Raw genomic sequence first — 20686 nt, forward strand, 5'->3', positions numbered from 1 at the left:
TCCCGGTATAATCCCACTCCGGTTACGCCGGCCGTAGTGCCCAGCAGTGGCCTAGGGCAATACCGTAACCACTCAACTTCTCCACTATGCTCACCCGCCTGATTCCTTCCAGCCAACAACCTTTGCCTGCCATTGGGCTGGGCACTTGGCAGACTTTTGATGTACGCGGCAAAGCAGCGTACCCACCCCTGCAGCAAACCCTGGAGGTACTGCACGCTGCCGGCGGCAGCGTCATTGATTCTTCGCCCATGTATGGCCGAGCCGAGGAAGTAGTGGGCGACCTTACGGGCGAAATGGATAGCCGCAACGCTTTCTTCTACGCCACCAAGGTCTGGACCCAGGGCCGCGAGGCCGGCATCCGGCAGATGGAGGATTCTTTGCGTAAGATGCGCCGCACCTCTCTGGATCTGATGCAGATTCACAACCTCGTCGACTGGCAAACCCACCTGCGTACCCTGCGGGAGTGGCAGGAGGCAGGCCGGGTCCGGTACTTGGGCATCACGCACTACACCGACGGCATGCACGAGCAACTGGAGCGCGTGTTCTCCCAAGAGCCCGTTGATTTCGTGCAGTTCAACTACTCCATCCTCGACAGCCACGCCGAACAACGCCTGCTCCCAGCCGCTGCCGACCGGGGGTTGGCCACGCTCATCAACCGGCCCTTCAGTGAGGGCAACCTGCTGGCCCGCGTACGTCGGGAGGCGCTGCCTGGCTGGGCCGCGGAGTGGGGCATCACCAGCTGGGCGCAGTTCCTGCTGAAATTCATCCTCTCCCATCCTGCCGTTACGTGCGTGATACCTGGCACCAGCAACCCGGAGCACCTCCAAGACAATCTGCGCGCTGCCCAAGGCCCACTGCCCGACGAAGCTACCCGCGAGAAAATGGCCGCCTACGTGCGGGCTTTATAGCAACCTGACAAAAGCATTATATCTGCTCTGTCTGCCTTGAAAGCAGCTTGCCCAGGACTGTGGTAAAAGTGGCCTAGCGTGCAGCTTGAGCCACTTTTTTATTCCACTCGACTATAACAGCCTGTTGATGAGGCCGTACTGCCTATCTCGTAGGTTGCGGCTTTGGGTGGTGATGACGGCTTTGTGGGAAGGCCAGCCTGAGCTCTAGGCTTCTAGTTGAAGCCGCACCTACACCCCTATCTTTTGTTGGCGCTTTCTTTCTGTGGCTATGAACAGCATGAACCTCAAACTCAAACCGCTTCACCAGCAGACTATCGTTATTACGGGCGCTTCCAGCGGTATTGGTTTGGTAACGGCGCGCATGGCCGCGAAAAAGGGTGCCCGAGTGGTGCTGGCCGCCCGCAACGCCGATGCCCTGCGCCAGCTGGCACACGAGATTAACAGCCAAGGCGGACAGGCGCTGGCCGTCCCTACCGATGTGGGCAGTGAGGAGATGATGCGGCTGGCCGCTGCCGCCCAGGCTGCGTTCGGAGGCTTTGATACGTGGGTTAACAATGCGGGCGTATCCATCTTCGGCCACTGCGACGAGGTAAGCATTCCTGACATGGAGCGCATGTTTGCTACCAACTTCTGGGGTACCGTATACGGTTCTCGGCTGGCGGTGCAGCACTACAAGCAGCGCCGGGAGCCCGGTGCCCTCATCAACATCGGCAGCTTTTTCGGCGACCGGGCCACGCCGGTACAGTCCACCTACTGCGCTTCCAAACACGCCCTGCATGGCTGGACGAACGCCCTCCGCATGGAGCTGGAAGTGGAAAAGGCGCCGGTTTCCGTCACGCTCATTCACCCCGGCCGCATTGATACGCCCTACAACGAGCACGCCCAGAGCTATTTTGAGCAGCAGGTAGCCCACCGCGGCATGGTATACCCACCCGAAGCCGTTGCGGAGGCCATCCTATTTGCCGCTGCCCACCCTAAGCGCGACATGTACGTGGGTTTCCAGGCCAAGGCCCTCACGCTGGCCGGTCATCTGGCCCCGCGCATTATGGATAAAGTAATGGAGGCCCTGATTTACCCGACGCAGCTAGACCCTAAACGCCCCTCACGCAATGCCGAAACCAGTGCCTTGTACAAAGCCGGTTATGGCCTGCATGAGCGTGGGTCGCACGAGGGCTGGTTCCGCTCCCGCAGCCTGTATGTAAAAGCTGAAAAGCACCCGCTGCTGGCCGCTGCCGCAGTAGCCGGCCTAAGCACTGCCGCCTGGCTGCTTACCAGATCACGCAGCGCCAGCAGCGCTATTAGTGCTGACACTACCGCTGCTAGCCCCGACATTACCAACAGTGAAGTAGATGAACCCGTTGTTGCTCAGGTCTAGGCCACTGTCCCTTCTACACCAGTTAACTTCCTAATCACCTGAGCCGCATAACCTGCTAGTTTCTAGGCACCATATGCTGCACTTCCCTCACATTATTTCGCCTAAGGCCCACGCGTATTTCGACGCGGGGGCCTTTCCGGCTATCCTTGGGCTGGCCGCCTGGATGTGGCGCCGCAACCGGAAAGCCGCCACCCTGATTGCGGCCAACGGGCTACTGGAAGGCACCACGGCGGCCCTCACTAACTTTCCTCCGCCCGGTCCCTTCCCTATCTTCAGCTTCCGCACGCACATCCGTATTGGGCTGGTCGGGGCCCCAGTATTTCTTGCGGTCAGCAGCTTGGTGCCGGGTATTCCGTGGCGGCACCGGCAAGTGGTGCTAGGCCTGGGGATACTACCGGTTCTACTAAACGGGCTCAGCACCCCTCACTCCTCGCGCTCCACCAATCGGTAGCAGTTGCAAGGCATTTTTCAGGGTGTTTGATGCTGGATGAATGGCCCCTACGTAACCTACGGCCCATGAGCGCGGTACGCATGGGGAAACTAACCTGTGCGCTATGAAATCTCTTGACCAGTTTTCCGCCGCCTCCCGCCGGGAGTTTATGCGGACTTTATCCCTAGGCCTCGGCGCTACTCTGGTCGGCACCTCGGCTATTGGGGGGCCGTTGTCGTGGCTGGAAGAAATCAGCTATGGGCCCGCTAGCCTCGATGCGCTGCAGAGTGGCAAGCAGCTGGGCGTGGCGCTGGTAGGCCTAGGCAAGTATAGCACCGGCCAACTGGCCCCGGCCCTGCAGCAAACCAAGCTCTGCAAGCTGGCGGGCATTGTAACGGGCACGCCCAACAAAGCCGCGCAGTGGAAAAAGCAGTACAACATCCCCGACAAGAACGTCTACGATTATAAGACCTTCGACCGCATCGTCGACAATCCTGACATCGACATCATCTACGTAGTACTTCCCGTAGGCCTGCACGCCGAGTACGTGGAGCGGGCCGCCCGGGCGGGCAAGCACGTCATCTGCGAGAAGCCCATGGCCCCCACCGCCGAGGAGTGCCGCCGCATGATTTCGGCCATGCAGAAAGCTGGCAAGAAATTCAGCATCGGCTACCGTCTGCACTTCGAGCCCCACCACCAGGAGATGATGCGCCTAGGCCAACAACAGGCCTACGGACCTATCACCAAGCTTACATCCGATAATGGCTTCCGCTTTGGCAACGATACACCCTGGCGCGTCGACAAAGAATTGGCCGGTGGCGGACCGCTCATGGATATGGGTATTTACAGCGTGCAGGGCGTGATTTATACCAAAGGCCAACTGCCCGTCTCCGTCACAGCCAAACTAGCGCCAAACCCTGACCCCAAGGGCCTGTTTAAGGAGGTGGAAGCCGGCGTGAACTGGCAGATGCAGTTTGCCGATGGTGCCGTGGCCAACTGCCGCACCAGCTACGCCGAGAACATGAATAGCCTCCTGCGGGCCGAATCCAGCAAAGGCTTCCTGGAGCTGCAGCCTGCCTTCGGGTACGGTGGTATTGATGGCCGCACCAGCAAAGGCCCAATGAACCTACCCAACGTGCCCCAGCAAGCCCGCCAAATGGACGACTTCGCCGACTGCATATTGAACAACAAGCCCACCCGCGTACCCGGCGAGATGGGCCTCCGCGATGTGCAGATTCTGCAAGCCATTTACCGCGCCGCCGAAACTGGCCAGAAGGTATCTACCAAAGACATCCAGCAAGTACTCGACAAAACTAACAGCCGCTAGGCCAGTGTGAGGGTAGTACCTGAATTGCATTCTGCTACGGAGCCACAGCCATTTCCATATCAACCGAAAGCCCGTCATGCTGAGCATGTCGAAGCATCTCTACCTCTGGCTATTTAACTGGCCTAGAACGAAGCGGTAGAGATGCTCTAATCACTGGCTTGATGCGCCACATGCTCAGCACGAGGAGCTCTCCCATCAATACCACTCTAAACCACACCAAAACCAACAAGCCCGGACCTGCACTGCAGATCCGGGCTTGTTGGTTTTTACGCTAGGCCACTTAGGGGTTGAGGGTTTCGAAACCGCCGTCGGGCTTGCGCTTCAGCTCCGTCACTTTCACGTTGCGGAGCCAGGTTTTGTTGGAGAGCTCCGTGTCGTGGTAGAAGAGGTACCACTTGCCGTCTTTCTCGATGATGGAGTGGTGGGTCGTCCAGCCTTGTACTGGGTTCATGAGCACGCCCTGATAGGTGAAGGGGCCGTAGGGCGAGTCGCCGGTGGCGTACACCAGCAGGTGCGTGTCGCCGGTAGAGTACGAGAAATAGTACTTGCCGTTGTACTTGTGCATCCAGCCGCCCTCGAAGAAGCGGTGCGTGTTGTCGCCCGACAGGAAAGGCTTGCCATCCTGGCCTAGAATCTGGATTTCCTTCACTGGCTCCGCGAAGCTCAGCATATCCGAGCTGAGGCGGGCCATTTTAGGTCCAAGCGCCTTTTCTTTGGGGCCCGGCTCCTGCATTTTCGGGTCGCTGGCGTCGTACTTGCCGGAGCGCCAGCGCTGAAGCTGGCCGCCCCAGATGCCCCCCATGTACATGTACGTTTTGCCGTCGGTGTCAGTGAACACGGCGGGGTCAATGCTGAGGCTGCCCTCAATCGGCTTGGGCTCAGCCTTGAACGGACCGGTTGGCGACTTGCTGGTGGCCACGCCAATCCGGAATATGTCCTGCTTGTCCTTTACAGGGAAGTACAAGTAATAGGTGCCATTTTTAAATGCGGCATCTGGTGCCCACATCTGGCGGCCAGCCCACGGCACATCCTTCACATCCAGCGCAACCCCGTGGTCAGTCACCTTGCCGTTGATGCTATCCATGGACAGGATGTGGTAGTCGCGCATGGCGAAATGGTCGCCGTTGTCGTTCTCCGGCATTCCCGTCTCAATGTCGTGCGAAGGGTAGATATAAATCTTGCCGTTGAACACGTGGGCCGAGGGGTCGGCGGTGTAGATTTCCTTGATCAGCGGCTTGGCCAGAAACTTCTGCCCGCCGGTGGCGGAAGCAGCGGTAGCGCTGGTGTCGGCGGCGGTGCCGCTGGCCGCGGTTTCGCTGGAGGAGGTGTTGCTTTGACAGGCGTTCAGCAGAGACAGCGCGGCCAAGGCGGGAAGGGCCGGCTTCAGGAAATGGGACATAGAAGGGTGAAAAGAACGAATGATGGAAAGAGCAGGATCGTACTCATCAGCTTGCACTGATACCATCAAATATAGAAACCTTCAATTGCCGCCAATTAAGCCGGAAAACGCCGGAAGCGCAGATAAACTATCTAATCGTTTGTGATAGATAACCGGAAACGTTACCGATAGCTATACACTCGTAAATACCCAAATTTTTGTCCTGTCAGCTCAACTGCCTTCCGTTAAATCTGCCCTCATACCATTTTCTATTACCTCACTAGAGACCTGTGGAATTACACCATCTCAGACCCTCTAACATACTGCGTTAAGCTTCAGCCAGCACACGGCGTTGCGTGGCATATGTACCCTGTGTCTGTTGTCCTCTGCAGTGTGGCCTACCTAATTGCTCTCAACCTACTGGCCGTGTGATGATCCTGTTGATAATGAACCGGATATGATTATTCCAGATCAATTTCACTTATCAAGGAAATTATATTATATATCAATATACTTATACATTGCATCGTCAATCTTTCATCTTTTTATCCACTACCCTTTATGAAGAAAACATTACTGCGCGTAGGCAGACTAGCCGCCTGTACAGGCTTGCTGTTTGGCGTCATCACCACTGGCTCTGCTCAGACCAGCAAGGCCACGGCCCAGAAGTTTAAGGCCTCTTCTGAGCTACGAGAACTCGCCAACAAATCCACCACGGCCTCTCGTACATCTGCCGTTGGCGGCCTTCAGAAGGCTGATGTTCTGCAGGTTAAAGGCAATTATGTTGTTATCGAGGCTGTTTCCAACGATGCCGATGGGCAGGCATTGCTGCGCCAACTGCAACAGCTAGGCCTCAAGAACGGCGCTTCGTTTGGGCGGATGGTATCCGGCCTCTTCCCTATCGGTAAAATTGATGAGCTGGAGACAGTTGGGCAGCTGCGCTACGCTGTTCCCTCGTACCAGCCCATGCACAACATAGGCGCCGTAACGTCGCAAGGCGACGTATCGCTGGGGGCCGATAAGGTGCGCACCAAGTCGGCCGTAACGGGGGCAGGCTCTAAAGTGGGCGTACTCTCCGACAGCTACGGCTCTATCCCCGGCGGTCCGGCCGCTGGCGTAGCCTCCGGCGACCTACCCAATGACGTAGAAGTACTGGAAGATACAGGTGCTGGCTACAGCGACGAGGGTCGGGCCATGGCAGAGATTGTGCACGATGTAGCTCCCGGCGCCAAAATCGCCTTCAACACGGCGTTCCTGGGACAAGCCTCATTTGCCAATGGCATTTTGCGCCTGGCCGATAAAGGGTGTAACATCATCGTGGATGACGTGTACTACTTTGCCGAGCCCTTTTTCCAGGACGGCATCATCGCGCAGGCTGTAGATAAAGTAGTAGATCGGAACGTGTCCTACTTCAGCGCGGCCGGTAACTCGGCCCGCCGCTCGTACCAGTCGGGCTTCCGCAACTCTGGGCAGTCCATTACTATTGGGGGAGTTAACTACGGCGTCGCGCACGACTTTGGTGGCGGCGACATTCGGCAGACCATTACCATTCCGGCGGGCGGTCAGCTCCGGTTGGCGTTGCAGTGGGCCGATCCGTTCTTCTCCGTGAGCGGTGGCACCGGTGCCCGCACCGACCTAGACGTGCTAGTGTTCTTCAACGGTGCTCTGGCCTTCTCCTCAAGAGCTAACAACATCGGGGCCGACCCCTTCGAGTATCTAGCCCTCAATGCTTCCCCGGCCGGATCGGCTACCATTGAAATAGCCATCACGAAAGTAGCTGGCCCCGACCCAGAATTACTGAAATACATTGAGTTTGGTAACTCTACTATTGTGGAGTACAACACCACCGGCTCAACGGTTGTAGGCCACAACAACGCCGCGAAAACCATCTCGGTAGGAGCTTCCCCTTGGTACAACACTCCGCAGTTCAACACCAACATTACCCGGCCGGTAATTGAGTCATTCTCGTCTTTGGGTGGCACGCCGGTGTTCTTTACCACCTCTGGCGTGAACACGGGTATCGACCCCAGCAAGGTGCGCCGTAATCCGTCGGTAGTAGGTCCTGATGGGGGCAACAACACCTTCTTCGGCTCCGATACCTCCCTGGACCCCGATGCCTTCCCGAACTTCTTCGGTACCTCAGCCGCCGCGCCGCACGTAGCAGCCGTTGCCGCGCTTATGCAGCAGGCCGCAGGCAACACGCTCACGCCTCAGCAGGTGAAAGATGCGCTGACCAGCACCACCCAAGACATGGACGACCCCTTCACGGTGGGAGTATTTGATACGGGCTACGATTTCCGCACGGGCTATGGCTTTGTGCAAGCCGAGCAGGCCGTGTCGGCCGTGGCCAGCCCCTGCGTAGCCGACGTGACCCCACCCAAAATTCTGGCATCTGGCTTCGTGACCAAGCTGGAGAATGGGAAGCGTACCATCTACGCCGAGGACGTGGATTATGGCAGCACCGATAACTGCGGTATTGCCTCCATGACCATCAGCCCCAGCACCTTCACCTGCGCCAACGTGGGCCCCAACAAAGTAACCCTAACCGTTACCGACAAAGCTGGCAACTCAGTTTCTGAAACCGTGACGGTTGAAGTACTGGCTGATAATACCTGCACGCCGCTAGTGCAGGTGCTGTACCAAAACGGTGACCTAGGTCAACCCGCCAATAGCGTAATACGTCCGAATCTGCAGGTTGTCAACAGTGGTACCACCGCCATTCCGTACCAGGAGCTGACGTTGCGCTACTGGCTGACGCCCGAAAATTACTCGCAGCTGACCACCAACGTGAACTGGGCCAAGCTCGGTACCCAGTTTGTGAGCATGCGCTACGTGGCGTTGCCCACTCCCCGCGAAGGTGCCTTCGGCTACGTGGAGTATTCCTTCCTGCCCGGCGCAGGTAGCTTGCCGGCTGGCGGCTCCTCTGGTCCGATCTTCAGCAACATCAACGACCAGCTGTGGAAGAACTTCGACGAAACCAATGACTATTCCTACGCTGCAAATAGCGACTATGCACCCACTACGCGCATCACGGCGTACCGCAATGGCGCACTCATCAGTGGCGTTGAGCCAGCCGCTGTAGCCGCTACCACGCGCCTAGTGGCCTACTCCGAGAACCGGGGTGCTACCGTTACGCCCGCGGGCAGCGTGTTGCTGCAGCTCGGCAACCTGGGCAACTCGCCGGTGCCTTACGAAGACGTGACCATCCGCTACTGGGTGCAGCCCAACCAGGTTTCTCAGCGCGAGTACTCTGTGTCTTACGCCACTATTGGCAGCGAGAAGGTACTGCTCACGCGCGGCCAGCAAGGTCAGCAGGCCTACGTGCAGCTCGGCTTCTCGCCTAGCCTAGGCCTGTTGCAGCCCAGCACCAACACAGGCGTGGTTCAGCTTTCCTTCTATCAAGTATATGGAGTGGCCTACGACCAGAGCGGGGACTACTCATATCGTCCGGCCGGCCCGCTGGCTGAGCAGCCCAAAGTAACGGTGTACGTAAAGGGACAGTTAGTATACGGCACTGAGCCGGGCAACAGCACTGCCCAGCGCCTAGCTAATACCTCCGGCAGCGCGAGCCCAGCTGCGGCTAGCCTGGCCGCCATTGGCCAAGTAGAGGCTTACCCCAACCCCTTCACGAGCACCGCGAAGGTTCGCTTCCTGGCTGCGCAAACCGGCCCCGTGCAGGTGCGCGTGTACAACAGCCTAGGCCAAGTAGTGGCTACCCTCTATGAGGGAACTGCCACCGCCGGCCAGGTAGTAGAGCAGACGCTCAACGGTACCAACCTGCCCGCAGGTCTGTACACGTGCCGTCTGATCAGCCAAGGCAAGAGCATAACGCAACACCTCGTGTTAACCAAATAGGTGCTGTAGCTAAGCCCATCAAAAAGGCCCCAGGAAATCCTGGGGCCTTTTTCTGTTTAGAGCACATTTAACTGCCGGCATTCGTAACCGACTGCACTATTGCCTTCACAGCTGCGCGGGCACTGGGTAAGAGGCAAAAAGCTCCGCCGTGGCTTTATCAATTCGTTTGGCGCGCTTATCGGAGTTGGGGGAAATGATGCTGGTGAGCGTACCTTCCCACACCCGCTCGTTGCGGGCAGCATCTACCAGCTCAATGGAGGCCGTGCCCTCTGAGTAGCGGTTTACTACCACTTGCTCACTCTGCCAGTGGTAATTGCGCTGCCCAATGTAGCGGGGGGCATCTCGGATGTTGGTTTCGCGGGTTTGCACTTTGTTTTGGGTTACGACGCCAATGTTTACCCACAAATCGGGAGTATCTGACTGTCGGTAGCCGCGGCGCTCCAGCTCCTGCGTGATGGCTTGCTTGATTTCGGGCACGCCGGTAATGTAGGTAGGCGTGGTGCCTTCTGTGCGGGCCTTCACGTCCATGAAATTATAGGTCTTGTAGGCCGAGAAGTTGACACCGGGCGTGAGTTGAGCGCGTGGCGCTTGTTCCGCCGCGCAGCCCCCCAGCAAAAGGGCCAGCCAAAGCAAGTGAGGTTTCATCAGATAAAGCACTAGAGTGGAAATAAAGCGCTTGTCTTGGCAATGCGCTCTACTGCTTACGCAATTCGGCCGCGGGTGGTCCATGCTTTGGGTGAGGCGTTTACGTACCCGCATCTAGTGTTCTGCTTGGCTGCCCTAGGCCACTCGTACAGATGATTTGGATAGTGGCCTAGGGCCTTAGTTGCCCAACTTGGCACTTCATCCTGAGCCAAAGCAATGGGCCTTTCTATGCCAGCACGCGGCGCTAGGCCTGTTGTAGCGTGATAAGGCCCTTTGTTTGGCTCAAGATGACATACTTCATTACCGGCAGCGCCGGTGCTAGTTCCAGGCGCAACCGTTCTCCTGAGTGTATTGGCTTAGGAGAAGCCGAGCACCGGGTGGGGCTGATAAAGCTCTTCTAGCCGCTTGATTTCTTCACCCGAGAGCTTTACCTCCAATGCCGCCACGGCATCTTCGAGGTGGCCGGGCTTGCTGGCTCCCACAATGGGAGCCGTAATAACTGGCTTCGACAGCATCCAGGCCAGGGCAATCTGGGCGTTGGGGAGGCCGTGGGCTTCGGCAATTTCGGTTACGCGGTCGGCCACGGCAAAGTCATCATCGCGGCCATAGAGGCTTTTGCCAAAGGCATCGGTGCGGGCGCGCTCGGTTTCGTTGCGCTCCTTGCTGCGCTTGCCCGTGAGCAGCCCCCGCGCCAACGGCGACCAAGGAATGACGCCAATGTTTTGGTCCTGGCACAAGGGCAGCATCTCGCGTTCCTCCTCCCGGTACACCAAGTTGTAGTGCGGCTGCATGCTCACGAAGCGCGTCCAGTTGTGCTTGTCGGCGAGGTACAGGGCCTGGGCAAATTGCCAGGCGTACATGCTGCTAGCCCCGATGTAGCGGGCCTTACCGGCCTTCACCACATCATGCAGCGCCTCCAGAGTTTCTTCAATGGGCGTATCATAATCCCACCGATGAATCTGGTAGAGGTCTACGTAGTCAGTACCCAACCGCTTTAGGCTGGCGTCAATAGCGCTCATGATGTGCTTGCGCGAGAGGCCCCGCTGGTTAGGCCCTGGCCCCATGGGGTTATATACTTTGGTGGCCAGTACTATCTCGTCACGCTTGGCAAAGTCGCGCAGGGCGCGGCCCACCACTTCCTCGCTGGCGCCATTAGAGTACACATCGGCCGTATCAAAGAAGTTAATGCCGAGTTCCAGGGCTTTTTGCAGGAAGGGGCGGCTCTGCTCCTCGTTTAGGGCCCAGGGCCAGCGGTCGGTGGGCGTGCCGTAGGTCATGGTGCCCAGGCATATTTTAGAAACCTTGAGGCCGGTGGCCCCCAAGCGGATATAGTCCATGGTGATTTGCGTAGGGTTGGTGAAGCTAGCGGCACGTAGCGCCGACTAGAGTGTTAAGGTTATACGCCATTGCGGCGGGCAGGCCGAAATTATTCCTGAGTATTGCCGGCTAACATTTTGGCATTCAGTCCTCCCTACCTCGTGCGCGTTCCGGCATCATTTTCCTAGCGCACATGGCTATTACTGGCCTAGTAGGGCCTACTTTTGCATTCCCGTTGCTCCCCCTCTTTCTGTTTTTGCGCTTCATGACCCTCACCTGGACTACTAAGCCCTTTGCCGCCCTCACGCTTACAGAGCTTTATGCGCTGCTTCAGCTGCGCTCCGAAGTATTTGTGGTGGAGCAAACCTGCGCTTTTCAGGACATTGATGGGCAGGACCAGATGGCCTACCACTTGCTAGGCCACTCCGAGGCGGGTGAGCTACTGGCCTACACCCGCTTGTTTGCAGCCGGTATCAGCTACCCCGAAGCTAGTATCGGGCGGGTAGTGGTTAGCCCCAGTGCGCGGCGCTACGGCTTAGGCCGTGAGCTGCTGCGCCAGTCCATTGCGGCCATAGATGCCTTATTCGGCTCTCAGCCCATTCAAATTGGGGCCCAGCTTTACCTGAAAGAATTTTACGAAAGCTTCGGCTTTCAGCAACACGGGGAGGGCTACCTCGAAGACGGTATCCCGCACATCCACATGATCCGGCGGTAGCGGGTAGTAGTGCGGCTCTGCATCCATGCTCAGCGGGGCAAATCGGGTATTCATCCAGCAGTAGCCTAAGCTCAACTATTATCCGACAAATAGTTAATCCTTTTTGCTGACTTTTGTCGACTTGGGCTACGCGGATTGCGTTAGTTCAAGCTGTTACTGCAGCTTTTTACGTAAGCCGCTGTGGCTCGCGTTTCTTACTGCTCTGCTCTCAGGCAGGCCTAGCCCCACCTCTATATTCCTATGCCTTCCTTTCCAAATATGTCCACGTCGTCTGCGTTTCCAGTTGACTATCAGCACTTGTTTCATTCGCTGCCAGAAAACTTTCTGCTCATTGCGCCTAACCCCGAAGCCACTATCCTCGACAACACCGACAGCCACGTGGCCGTGTCGTTGAAAAGCCGGGAGGAAGCCGTGGGTAAACCTTTTTTCGAGGCCTACCCTCCCACTGATGAGCAGTCGGCGGCCGTTATTCGGGAGTCGCACGAGCACGTACGCCGACACCTGGAGCCCCACACCATGCCTCTGATTCGGTATGACCTGGAGCGCCCCGCCGAGTTGGGTGGTGGCCTAGAGGAGCTGTATTGGGAGGCCACGCACTACCCTATTCTGAATGAGCAGGGTGAGCTACAGTTCATTTTGCAGCGTACCCAAGACGTTACGGAGCAATACCGGGCCCGTTTGCAGGCTGAGCAGGCCCAGCGGGAACTGGCCAAGAGCCAGGAGCGCATGCGCTTCGCCCTAGAGTCGGTGCCGATTCTGGTCTGGACGGCCGACCCTAACGGCCAGCGGGACTATTTTAACACACGTTGGCTGCAGTTCACTGGCCGGCCTCTCGAAGAGCAAGTTGGCAGCAACTGGATGGCTGCCCTGCACCCCGACGACCACGCCCGGGTTCAGGACATATGGCACCACTCCGTAACTACCGGTCAGCCCTACCAGGTAGAGTACCGCCTGCGCCGCGCCGATGGCCAGTACCGCTGGGTGCTGATGCATGGCCTGCCCCACTTAGATGCCGACGGGCAAATTCTGATGTGGGTTGGCGGCGGCACCGATATCCACGACCAGAAACAGATGGTAGAAGAGCTGCTGGAAACCAATGAGCAACAGGCTATTCTTTCCGACCAGGCCTACCAAGCCCTGCAGTTAGCAGAGCAGCAGCGCTCTACGTTCTATAACCTGTTTATGCAGACGCCCGCCCTGATCTGCATTCTACGTGGTTCTGAGCACCGATTTGAATTCGTTAACCCCGAGTATCAGAAGCTTTTCCCGCACCGTGAGCTAATGGGCAAAACGGTGGCCGAAGCCCTGCCCGAAGTGGTGGACCAAGGCTTTATCACTCTGCTGGATAAGGTATACAACACCGGCGAAACGTTTATTGGCAAAGAACACGAAATCATGCTCGACCGGGATGGCAGCGGCCAGCTGCAGCGCAGCTACCTCAACTTCACCTATCAGCTCTTTACCGAAGGCGACCAGAAAGCCGGCATTACGGTATTTGCCTTCGATGTCACCGATTTAGTGCTGGCTCGTCAGGCCCTTGAAAACCGCAACTCTGATGTTCAATAAGGAAGTTTCCCACCCTGCTTTCGGGCTACTATCCTGCTGCGCATGGAGATAACCAATCTAGATTTTCAGCAGGCCCGAATTAAGCTGGTCCTGTTTAAGTCGCGGCTTCGCTCGGTGCTATATGGCGTGCGGGAGCCCGATGAAACGCTGTTCTCTCTGCGGCAGAATCCGCTGGGCGAGTGGCTATACGCTATTGTGAAGCCGCGTTATGGGGGCGTTTCGGCGGTGCTTTTCCTGGAAAATGAGCTTTCCAGAATGCTGGATACCGCCCGCTCTTTAGTGCAACAACACCAAAACGGCAAGCTGGAAGAAGCTCGCTTAGGCCTAGAGCGCATCGATATGCACGCCGCTCAGATTGAGTCGTTGCTGAAGCAAGTAGAGGAATCGGCCTTGCTCCAGCCCTAACCTTACGCCCGAGAGGGCGCGCCCCGCGCCTGCATCCTATGCCCCCGCCCGCTACGCAGGTAGCCGGTGGGGGCTTTTGTTTGTTGCCAGCCCCTATCAGAGCCGCTGTACCTGCCACGAGTGAGTTGATTGCGTATTTTGGGGCGATGAAACAATTCTTCCTCCTCCTGGTGGCCGGCATGCCACTGTGCTGCGCAGCCCTTGCTCAACCGGCTGCCCCGGTTCCGAAGCGAGTGGCTAAGGCCCTCACGAAAGTTAAACCCACCGCTATTAAAGCCCACATTCAGTACCTGGCCGACGACCGGCTGCTGGGTCGCAAACCTGGCACTCCAGGCTATCAGATGGCCGTCGACTATGTAACTGGTCAACTCAAAAGCTTTGGCGTGCAGCCTGCGGGCGAAGAGGGCAGCTTTACGCAACGTGTGCGCCTGCGCCGGTCTACCGTGCGGCCGGGCGCTACCATCACCTATCAGCCGGCCAGCAGTGGCAACGTGGCCCTGACTCCTACTGAAGTGCACTTATACCCCCACCCCGAGCAACCCGAGGTGAGGGTAGCCCCTACTGAACTGGCTTTTGCCGGGTACGGCATCTCTGCCCCCGACCAGGGCTACGACGATTACCAGGGCCTCGACGTGAAAGGCAAAGTGGTGGTGATTGTGCGCGGAGCACCCCGCCGCTTTCCCAGCACCGTAGCTGCCGCCAGCCAAGACCAAACCTTGCTTGTGCAAACGGCGGCTCAGCGCGGAGCTGTGGGCGTGCTGTTTGCTTCTCCCAAACCCGCTCCTGCGGCCGCTGCCGCGGCTTTGGCCCGCCCCCTGTCTACCACTAGTGTGCTGGGCGCCGACGGCAAGGTAGCCGCGGCCCGGGGTTTTATTAGCGGTTCGGGCATTACCCTCACGGGCACGCTGTCGGCGGCTGGTCTGCAGGCCTTGTTGCGCAACGCCGCTTCCGATACGGCGCAGGTGCTTGGCAATCTGCGGCAGGGCAAACCCGCGCCCGTCGCCTTGCGCGGCACGTTGGTCGCTACCTGGCAATCGGCGTATCAGGATTTCGAGAGCTACAATGTAGTAGGCAAACTGCAGGGCTCCGACCCAACACTGCGCGACGAGTACGTGGTGCACTCGGCCCACCTCGACCACTTGGGCGTGGGGGCCCCCGTGCAAGGCGACTCCATTTACAATGGGGCGCACGACAATGCCTCGGGTGTGGCTTCGGTACTAGAAATTGCCCGCTTGTATTCTCAACTCAAGGAGAAGCCTAAGCGCAGCATTCTGTTTGTACTCCAGACGGGGGAAGAGCTAGGCCTACTGGGCTCGGCGTATTTCGCCGCCCGACCCACGGTACCCAAGTCGGCCATTGTGGCTGATGTGAATACCGATATGCCTACCATTATTGCCCCGCTGCTTTCCGTAGTGCCACTCGGGGCGCAGCACTCCAGCCTGAGCCAACCTGTAGCTGATGCTGCTCAATACTTGGGCCTGACGGTAGAAGCCGACCCCGAGCCCGATCAAAACCGCTTCATCCGCTCCGACCAGTACAGCTTCGTGGCGCAAGGCATTCCGGCCCTACACATCAAGTACGGCAACCGCACCGCCGATGGGAAGAACAACCTCAGCGAGCAAGTGCAGAAGTGGCGCGCCGTTACCTACCACAAGCCCCAGGACGACATCAACGGCACCTTCGACTTCGAGGCCGGCCGGAAGTATGTGCAGCTGAACTTCCTGATTGGCTACCTGGTGGCCCAAGAGCCGCAGCGCCCCACCTGGAACGCCGGCGACTTTTTCGGGCAGCGGTTTGCTCAACGACCCTAGGCCACTTTTCAGGACGGAGGCGTGGTATTTTGGCTGAAAACCCCGAATATTATGCACGTAACATATTACACCAGCCCTAGGCCACTGCCTGCAAATAGGTTCTAGGGTTTCCTGCTCACTGCTAAGCTGCTTCTCAGCACTGCTATGATTATTTACGGCCACCGCGCCTCCCATCTTATCACGGAGCCCGTACCGGGCACCTGCCCCTCCTGCGCCACCCCCGACAGCCGCCGAGTAAGTGTGTTTGGGCGCTACGCGCACATCTACTGGATTCCGCTCTTTCCATTCGGCAAGACCGGCATAGTGGAATGCGGCCATTGCCGGCTGGTAGTGCAGGACAAGGAAATGGACCCGGCTCTGAAGCAAACCGTGCGCGAGGTTAAGCAGCGCGTAAAAGCGCCAGTGTGGCACTTCAGTGGCCTTATTGTGTTGGCCTTGGCCGTGGTGTGGGGACTTGTTGTGCACAGCCAAAATCAAAAAAACACGCAAACTTTCATTCAGGCTCCGCACCCCGGCGACTTATACCACATTCGGACGGAGAACGGCCACTACTCGCTGCTAAAGGTGCAGGACGTGACCGGCAACAGCGTGAAGCTGCTGCCCAATAACTATGAAATGGAAAGCCAGGCGGAGGTAGCCAAGCTCAACAAGCCCGAAAATTACGCCGCCGAGCCCGTGGAGCTCACGCGCTACGACCTGAAGATTATGCTCACGAAAGAGGAGATTCTGGAAGTAGAGCGTCCCTAAGTACGAAGTAGTAACACACCACCTTTGAAAAGTCCCGACAGCGTACGTCTGTCGGGACTTTTTTTGTACCCACAGGTTTGTCTAGGCCACTTTTTGCGTGCCAGCATGTGCGCTGAAAAGTCTGAATAAGTACGCTTGTGGTTTTGAAAGCGGCCAGAACTACGCTCCATTTGAAGCACCTCTCCGGCGGCTTCTTCCCCCGGCCTTCTCTCCCGCTCGGTACCCTGGTTCCACTGCCATGTCTGCCAATTTCTACGAGCTGATTCATGCCACCCTCACCTCCCACCCCGCCGAGCGGGTGTGGGTGCACTGGCCCGCGCTACCCGGCCAGCCAGCGCCAGCCCCGGATACGGGCCAGCGTCTGCTAGCCCGGATCGGGGCCGTGAGCACGCGGCTAGGCCACTACGGCGTGCAACCCGGCCAACGGGTGCTGCTAGCACTGCCAGTAGGGCCGGCCCTACTGAGTGGCCTATTGGGTCTGCTGGCTATGGGGGCCGTGCCCGTGCTGCCGCTGGCGGGCAGCACAACTACAAGTTTGCGCAAGCTGGCCCAAGAGCAGGGCATTCGGGTGGTGCTGGTGAGCGAGGCGGTGTCGATTGGGGTGCGGCTGCTGGCCCGGCTCAACGGTCTGCATTTGGTGGTATCAAAAACCGATAGCCCAAGTTCGGCAACTGGCCCGCGCCCCTGCCCGGTGCCGGCTCACCAGCCCGCTTTGGTTTCGCATAGCTCGGGCTCAACGGGCGGGCGGCCCAAAAGGGTGGTGCGTACCCACGCTGTACTCACGGCCCAACACCTCGCCCTAAAGGCTGCCTTCCCGCCCCTTCCTAATCAGCACGATTTTCCGCTGTTTCCCAACGTGTTGCTGCACAACTTGGCGGCGGGCGTAACCAGCGTGCTACCAGCCGTGCCCGCGCTGGATGTGCGCCAATTGGCCGCCGAGGCCGTGGTGGCGCAACTGAGAACGGGCCAGGTGCACACACTCACCGGCAACGTGTTCTACTTCCGCCGCTTGCTGGAGCATTTGGCGCAGCACCCCGCCGTTTTTCCGGCGGTAGTGGCCCTGGGCATTGGTGGCTCGCCGGTGCCCGAGGCGGTGCTGACGGCCTTGCAACCCTTCTTCCCGAGGGCTCAACGCTTTGTTATTTATGGCTCTTCTGAGGCCGAGCCGCTTGCCATCCGGGAGGCAGGTGCCTCGCCGGCGCCCTCACCCGCGTCTGGCTACTGCGTGGGCCCGCTTCGGCCGGAGCTAACCTGGGAGCTACGCCCGCTAGGCCAGGTGCAAACGCCCGCGGGCCAGTGGGTAGCGGTGGGCGAGCTGGCGGTGCGCGGCCCGCACGTGGCGGTGCCCGGCCAAGAGTGGTTTCTAACCGGCGACTTTGGCTACCTCGACGCGCAGCAGCAGTTAGTGCTCACGGGCCGCAAGGGCAACGAAGCCATTGTGGCCGGGCTGCAGCATTACCAGCTGGAACACGCCCTGAGTACCGTGCCCGGTGCGGAGCGGGTGGCGGCCGTGCCCCAGGCAGCGGGCTTTGCAGTGTACGTGCAAGGCTCCCCCAGCCTGGAGCCTGCCCTGCGCGCCGCGCTAGGTCAGTATTTCTCTCCGGCCCCACCCGTTGTATTTCAGTTTCGGGCGGAGCTGCCGGTAGATGGGCGCCATCATTCCAAAATTCTCTATTCCCAACTGGCCTAGCCACCGCGGCATTGCAACCTGGCATCTGTTCTCCGCCTCTTCCTTTCACCTGCTCTCGATACTGCTTACCGCCATGAACTCCGAGTTCTACAACGTTGCCCTCGACCGAGTGCGCTACTCTCTGGTGTGGGAAGATAGCCGCACCTTGTACCAAGCCCTGGAGCTGACTTCCGCGGATGAAGTACTCATTATTACCTCGGCGGGCTGCAATGCGTTGAACGCCCTGCTTCAGGGCCCGCGGCGCGTCACGGCCCTCGACCTAAACCCAGTGCAGAACCACCTGCTCTCCTTCAAGTGCTACCTGATCAGGTATCATACGGCGGAGGTGTTTCAGGCCCTGTTGGGCCTGAGGGGGCCGGCAGAAGTAACGGCGGCTTGGGCAGCCATTGCGCCCGCCATGCCCTGCGCGCTACGGCAGTATTGGCAACCGTTCTTCAGAAGCCACCCCGGCGGCTTGCTGACGGCCGGACGCCTGGAAACCTACCTCGCCGACTTTCTGCCCAGCCTGCCGCTAATTACTCAGGCCGCCCTGCATGGTTTGTTCACTTTCGCTACCATCCCCGAACAGGCGGCGTTTTTTGAGCGGGAACTGCACGGCACCGCGTTTCAGGAGCAGTTTATCCAATACTTCGACGCGGCTAACCTCAGCAAAGGCCGCGACCCGCATCTGTTCCGCCACGCTCCCGAGTCGGGTGGGGCAGCGTTTTACGCCCGGCTTCGGCAGCAGCTCCGCACCCAGCTGGCCAGCGACAACTTTTTCCTGCGCTTCTTCTTTTTCGGGCCCGCGTATATGCCCGAGTCGCTGCTGCCCCCGTGCTACCAGACCGAGCACTTTGCCACGCTGCGCGAGCGGCTGCCGAGCCTGCAAATCCGCCAGGGCGAGGCCAGTGACTTCCTACTTTCGCCAGCTGGGCGGCACATCACCAAAGCCAGTCTCTCCAATATCTTCGAGTACGTGAGTGCTGCCGAATTTCGGCGAGTGATGGCGGCGCTGCTGCCCAGCCCGGAGCGGCAGTTGCGGTTGGTGTTCTGGAACCTGCTGCAGCCCCAAGGAGAAGCAAACCTGGCCCTGCCCCTCGACCACCACCTATCGCAGGCACTTACGGCTACGGATGGCTGCTTCTACTTCCGCAGCGTGCGGGTATACGACTCGGAGCTGGTGCCCGCGTCGGCCGAAGTGCGCCTGCCCGTGGCCTACCATCGGTCTTGACAGCAACAGTTGGTCTTCACCTTTCTTTTCCTTCTCAGCCATGCATCCCGCTCACTATGCCTCGCCTGCCTTTTTGGAAAGCCTGTTGCGCGCCCACCCCGGCGCCCCCACCGATTTGCAGGTGGAGCACGTCCGTCCGTTTCCGGTAGATAACTCGGCCAGCATTTTGGCGGTACTCACGGCGGGACACGCGGGCCGGGCTGTAGGCCACTTTGGGGTGGAGGTAACCTGGCGGGCGGGTGGCCTAGCCGAAACCCGCCGCCTAGTGCTGAAGCTCAAACCACCCGGTGCCGAGGTGGCCGCCATGCTGGCCAGTCTGGCCCAGGCGACCGGCGAGCCGCTGGCCTCGGTGTACCCTGCCTACGTGAGCCGGACGGGCTTTGCCCACACGCACGGCCGGGAGCTAGCCGTATACGAGCAGCACGTCGGCCACCCGTTACTACCCAAAATCTGGGGGCTGCACGCCGATGAAGAACATGGCGTGTACGTGGTGCTGATGGAATACCTGGAGGAAGTGGAGCTCCTGGACTCGGTGATGCAACCCGAACGCTGGACCGATGCCCACATGCGTACGGCCCTGACGCAGCTGGCGGCCTGGCACGCCAACCACCTGCATGCGGCCCCCCGGCTGCCCGCACTGCCCGGCGGCGAGTGCGCCGGCCCAGAGTACATGCTAGAGCACGTACCCTTGTGGGAGGGGTTGCTTTGCAGCGCCGCTAGACACTTTCCTAGCCTCTACTCGCCAGCGCGCGTAGGCCACCTGCGCCAGGCCCTGGCAGCCTTGCCCCTGCACAATGCTGCCCTGGCGGCTGAGCCACAAACCCTCATTCACAACGACCTGAACCCACGCAATACCTGCTTCCGCCGCAGCGCGGCCGGGGAATTGCAGTTTTGCGCCTATGACTGGGAGCTGGCTACTTACCACGTGCCCCACTACGACGTTGCCGAGCTGCTTTGCTTTGTGCTGGATACCGACCGCTACCACCTGCGCGCTACCTACCTGGAGCACTACCGCCAGCAGCTTCACCGGCTTACTGGCTCCTACCCCGATGCCGCGGCGTTCCGGCACACGTTTGGGGTGGCGGCGTTGCATTTTGGTCTGCACCGATTGGGCATGTACCTGATGGCCCACGCCGTGAGCCCCTACCCCTTCCTGCCCCGCGTGGTACACAGCTTTTTTGACACCATAGAGGAGTTTCTACCCCAACGGGTAGCAGTACCGGAGCAGGTGTTGGCGCAATAACGCCGCCGGTACTGGCCTACGAATGAATGAAGAGCGTCATCTGGGGTAAGATGGCGCTCTTCGT

Annotated in this window: 16 protein-coding genes; 13 read left to right on the plus strand and 3 right to left on the minus strand. The window is 59.1% G+C overall.

The window, feature by feature from the left end:
* Nucleotides 1–86: 86 nt before the first annotated feature.
* The 4 genes from EU556_RS17460 to EU556_RS17475 all read left to right on the plus strand — a co-directional run bounded on the left by EU556_RS17460 (nucleotide 87) and on the right by EU556_RS17475 (nucleotide 4040).
* Complete coding sequence (locus EU556_RS17460; protein ID WP_135435399.1) at nucleotides 87–908, plus strand: aldo/keto reductase; 822 nt, start codon at nucleotides 87–89, stop codon at nucleotides 906–908.
* Nucleotides 909–1185: 277 nt separating this feature from the next.
* Nucleotides 1186–2283: an SDR family oxidoreductase gene (locus EU556_RS17465; RefSeq protein ID WP_135435400.1), complete on the plus strand. Its 1098-nt coding sequence runs from the start codon at nucleotides 1186–1188 to the stop codon at nucleotides 2281–2283.
* Nucleotides 2284–2356: 73 nt separating this feature from the next.
* On the plus strand, nucleotides 2357–2734 hold the full coding sequence (locus tag EU556_RS17470) for a hypothetical protein (protein WP_135435401.1): 378 nt from the start codon (nucleotides 2357–2359) through the stop codon (nucleotides 2732–2734).
* Nucleotides 2735–2837: 103 nt separating this feature from the next.
* The gene (locus EU556_RS17475; RefSeq protein ID WP_135435402.1) at nucleotides 2838–4040 is read left to right on the plus strand and encodes a Gfo/Idh/MocA family protein; all 1203 of its coding nucleotides are present in this window, start codon (nucleotides 2838–2840) and stop codon (nucleotides 4038–4040) included.
* 280 nt (nucleotides 4041–4320) lie between these two features.
* Here EU556_RS17475 and EU556_RS17480 read toward each other — a convergent pair whose 3' ends face one another.
* Nucleotides 4321–5439, minus strand: a complete 1119-nt coding sequence (locus tag EU556_RS17480; RefSeq protein WP_135435403.1) for a glycoside hydrolase family 43 protein — start codon at nucleotides 5437–5439, stop codon at nucleotides 4321–4323.
* 540 nt (nucleotides 5440–5979) lie between these two features.
* Here EU556_RS17480 and EU556_RS17485 point away from each other — a divergent pair.
* The gene (locus EU556_RS17485; protein ID WP_135435404.1) at nucleotides 5980–9273 is read left to right on the plus strand and encodes a cellulose binding domain-containing protein; all 3294 of its coding nucleotides are present in this window, start codon (nucleotides 5980–5982) and stop codon (nucleotides 9271–9273) included.
* Nucleotides 9274–9378: 105 nt separating this feature from the next.
* Here the strand turns inward: EU556_RS17485 and EU556_RS17490 are convergent, their stop codons facing one another.
* Nucleotides 9379–9918 carry a DUF4136 domain-containing protein gene (locus EU556_RS17490; RefSeq protein ID WP_167855616.1) on the minus strand — a complete coding sequence of 180 codons (540 nt, stop codon included), beginning with the start codon at nucleotides 9916–9918 and terminating at the stop codon, nucleotides 9379–9381.
* 356 nt (nucleotides 9919–10274) lie between these two features.
* Complete coding sequence (locus EU556_RS17495) at nucleotides 10275–11255, minus strand: aldo/keto reductase (protein WP_135435406.1); 981 nt, start codon at nucleotides 11253–11255, stop codon at nucleotides 10275–10277.
* A 215-nt stretch (nucleotides 11256–11470) separates the two neighbouring features.
* On the opposite strand from EU556_RS17495, the gene EU556_RS17500 reads away from it, so the two are divergent.
* From EU556_RS17500 to EU556_RS17535, 8 genes are all read left to right on the plus strand, one after another.
* A complete protein-coding gene (locus tag EU556_RS17500) occupies nucleotides 11471–11950 on the plus strand; it encodes a GNAT family N-acetyltransferase (RefSeq protein ID WP_317128720.1) in 480 nt (159 codons plus the stop codon).
* Nucleotides 11951–12208: 258 nt separating this feature from the next.
* Nucleotides 12209–13516 carry a PAS domain-containing protein gene (locus tag EU556_RS17505; protein WP_167855617.1) on the plus strand — a complete coding sequence of 436 codons (1308 nt, stop codon included), beginning with the start codon at nucleotides 12209–12211 and terminating at the stop codon, nucleotides 13514–13516.
* 42 nt (nucleotides 13517–13558) lie between these two features.
* A complete protein-coding gene (locus EU556_RS17510) occupies nucleotides 13559–13921 on the plus strand; it encodes a hypothetical protein (RefSeq protein WP_135435408.1) in 363 nt (120 codons plus the stop codon).
* A 146-nt stretch (nucleotides 13922–14067) separates the two neighbouring features.
* Nucleotides 14068–15732, plus strand: coding sequence for a M28 family peptidase (locus EU556_RS17515; RefSeq protein WP_135435409.1), 1665 nt, complete (start codon nucleotides 14068–14070; stop codon nucleotides 15730–15732).
* A 144-nt stretch (nucleotides 15733–15876) separates the two neighbouring features.
* On the plus strand, nucleotides 15877–16479 hold the full coding sequence (locus EU556_RS17520) for a hypothetical protein (RefSeq protein ID WP_135435410.1): 603 nt from the start codon (nucleotides 15877–15879) through the stop codon (nucleotides 16477–16479).
* Between the two features lie 238 nt (nucleotides 16480–16717).
* A complete protein-coding gene (locus tag EU556_RS17525; RefSeq protein WP_135435411.1) occupies nucleotides 16718–18169 on the plus strand; it encodes an AMP-binding protein in 1452 nt (483 codons plus the stop codon).
* Nucleotides 18126–19379 carry a DUF3419 family protein gene (locus tag EU556_RS17530; protein WP_135435412.1) on the plus strand — a complete coding sequence of 418 codons (1254 nt, stop codon included), beginning with the start codon at nucleotides 18126–18128 and terminating at the stop codon, nucleotides 19377–19379. Before EU556_RS17525 ends, EU556_RS17530 begins: the two co-directional genes overlap by 44 nt.
* 40 nt (nucleotides 19380–19419) lie before the next feature.
* Complete coding sequence (locus EU556_RS17535; RefSeq protein ID WP_167855619.1) at nucleotides 19420–20622, plus strand: phosphotransferase family protein; 1203 nt, start codon at nucleotides 19420–19422, stop codon at nucleotides 20620–20622.
* Nucleotides 20623–20686 lie beyond the last annotated feature (64 nt).

Source organism: Hymenobacter fodinae (assembly GCF_004745825.1).
In the GTDB taxonomy this organism is placed as follows: domain Bacteria; phylum Bacteroidota; class Bacteroidia; order Cytophagales; family Hymenobacteraceae; genus Hymenobacter; species Hymenobacter fodinae.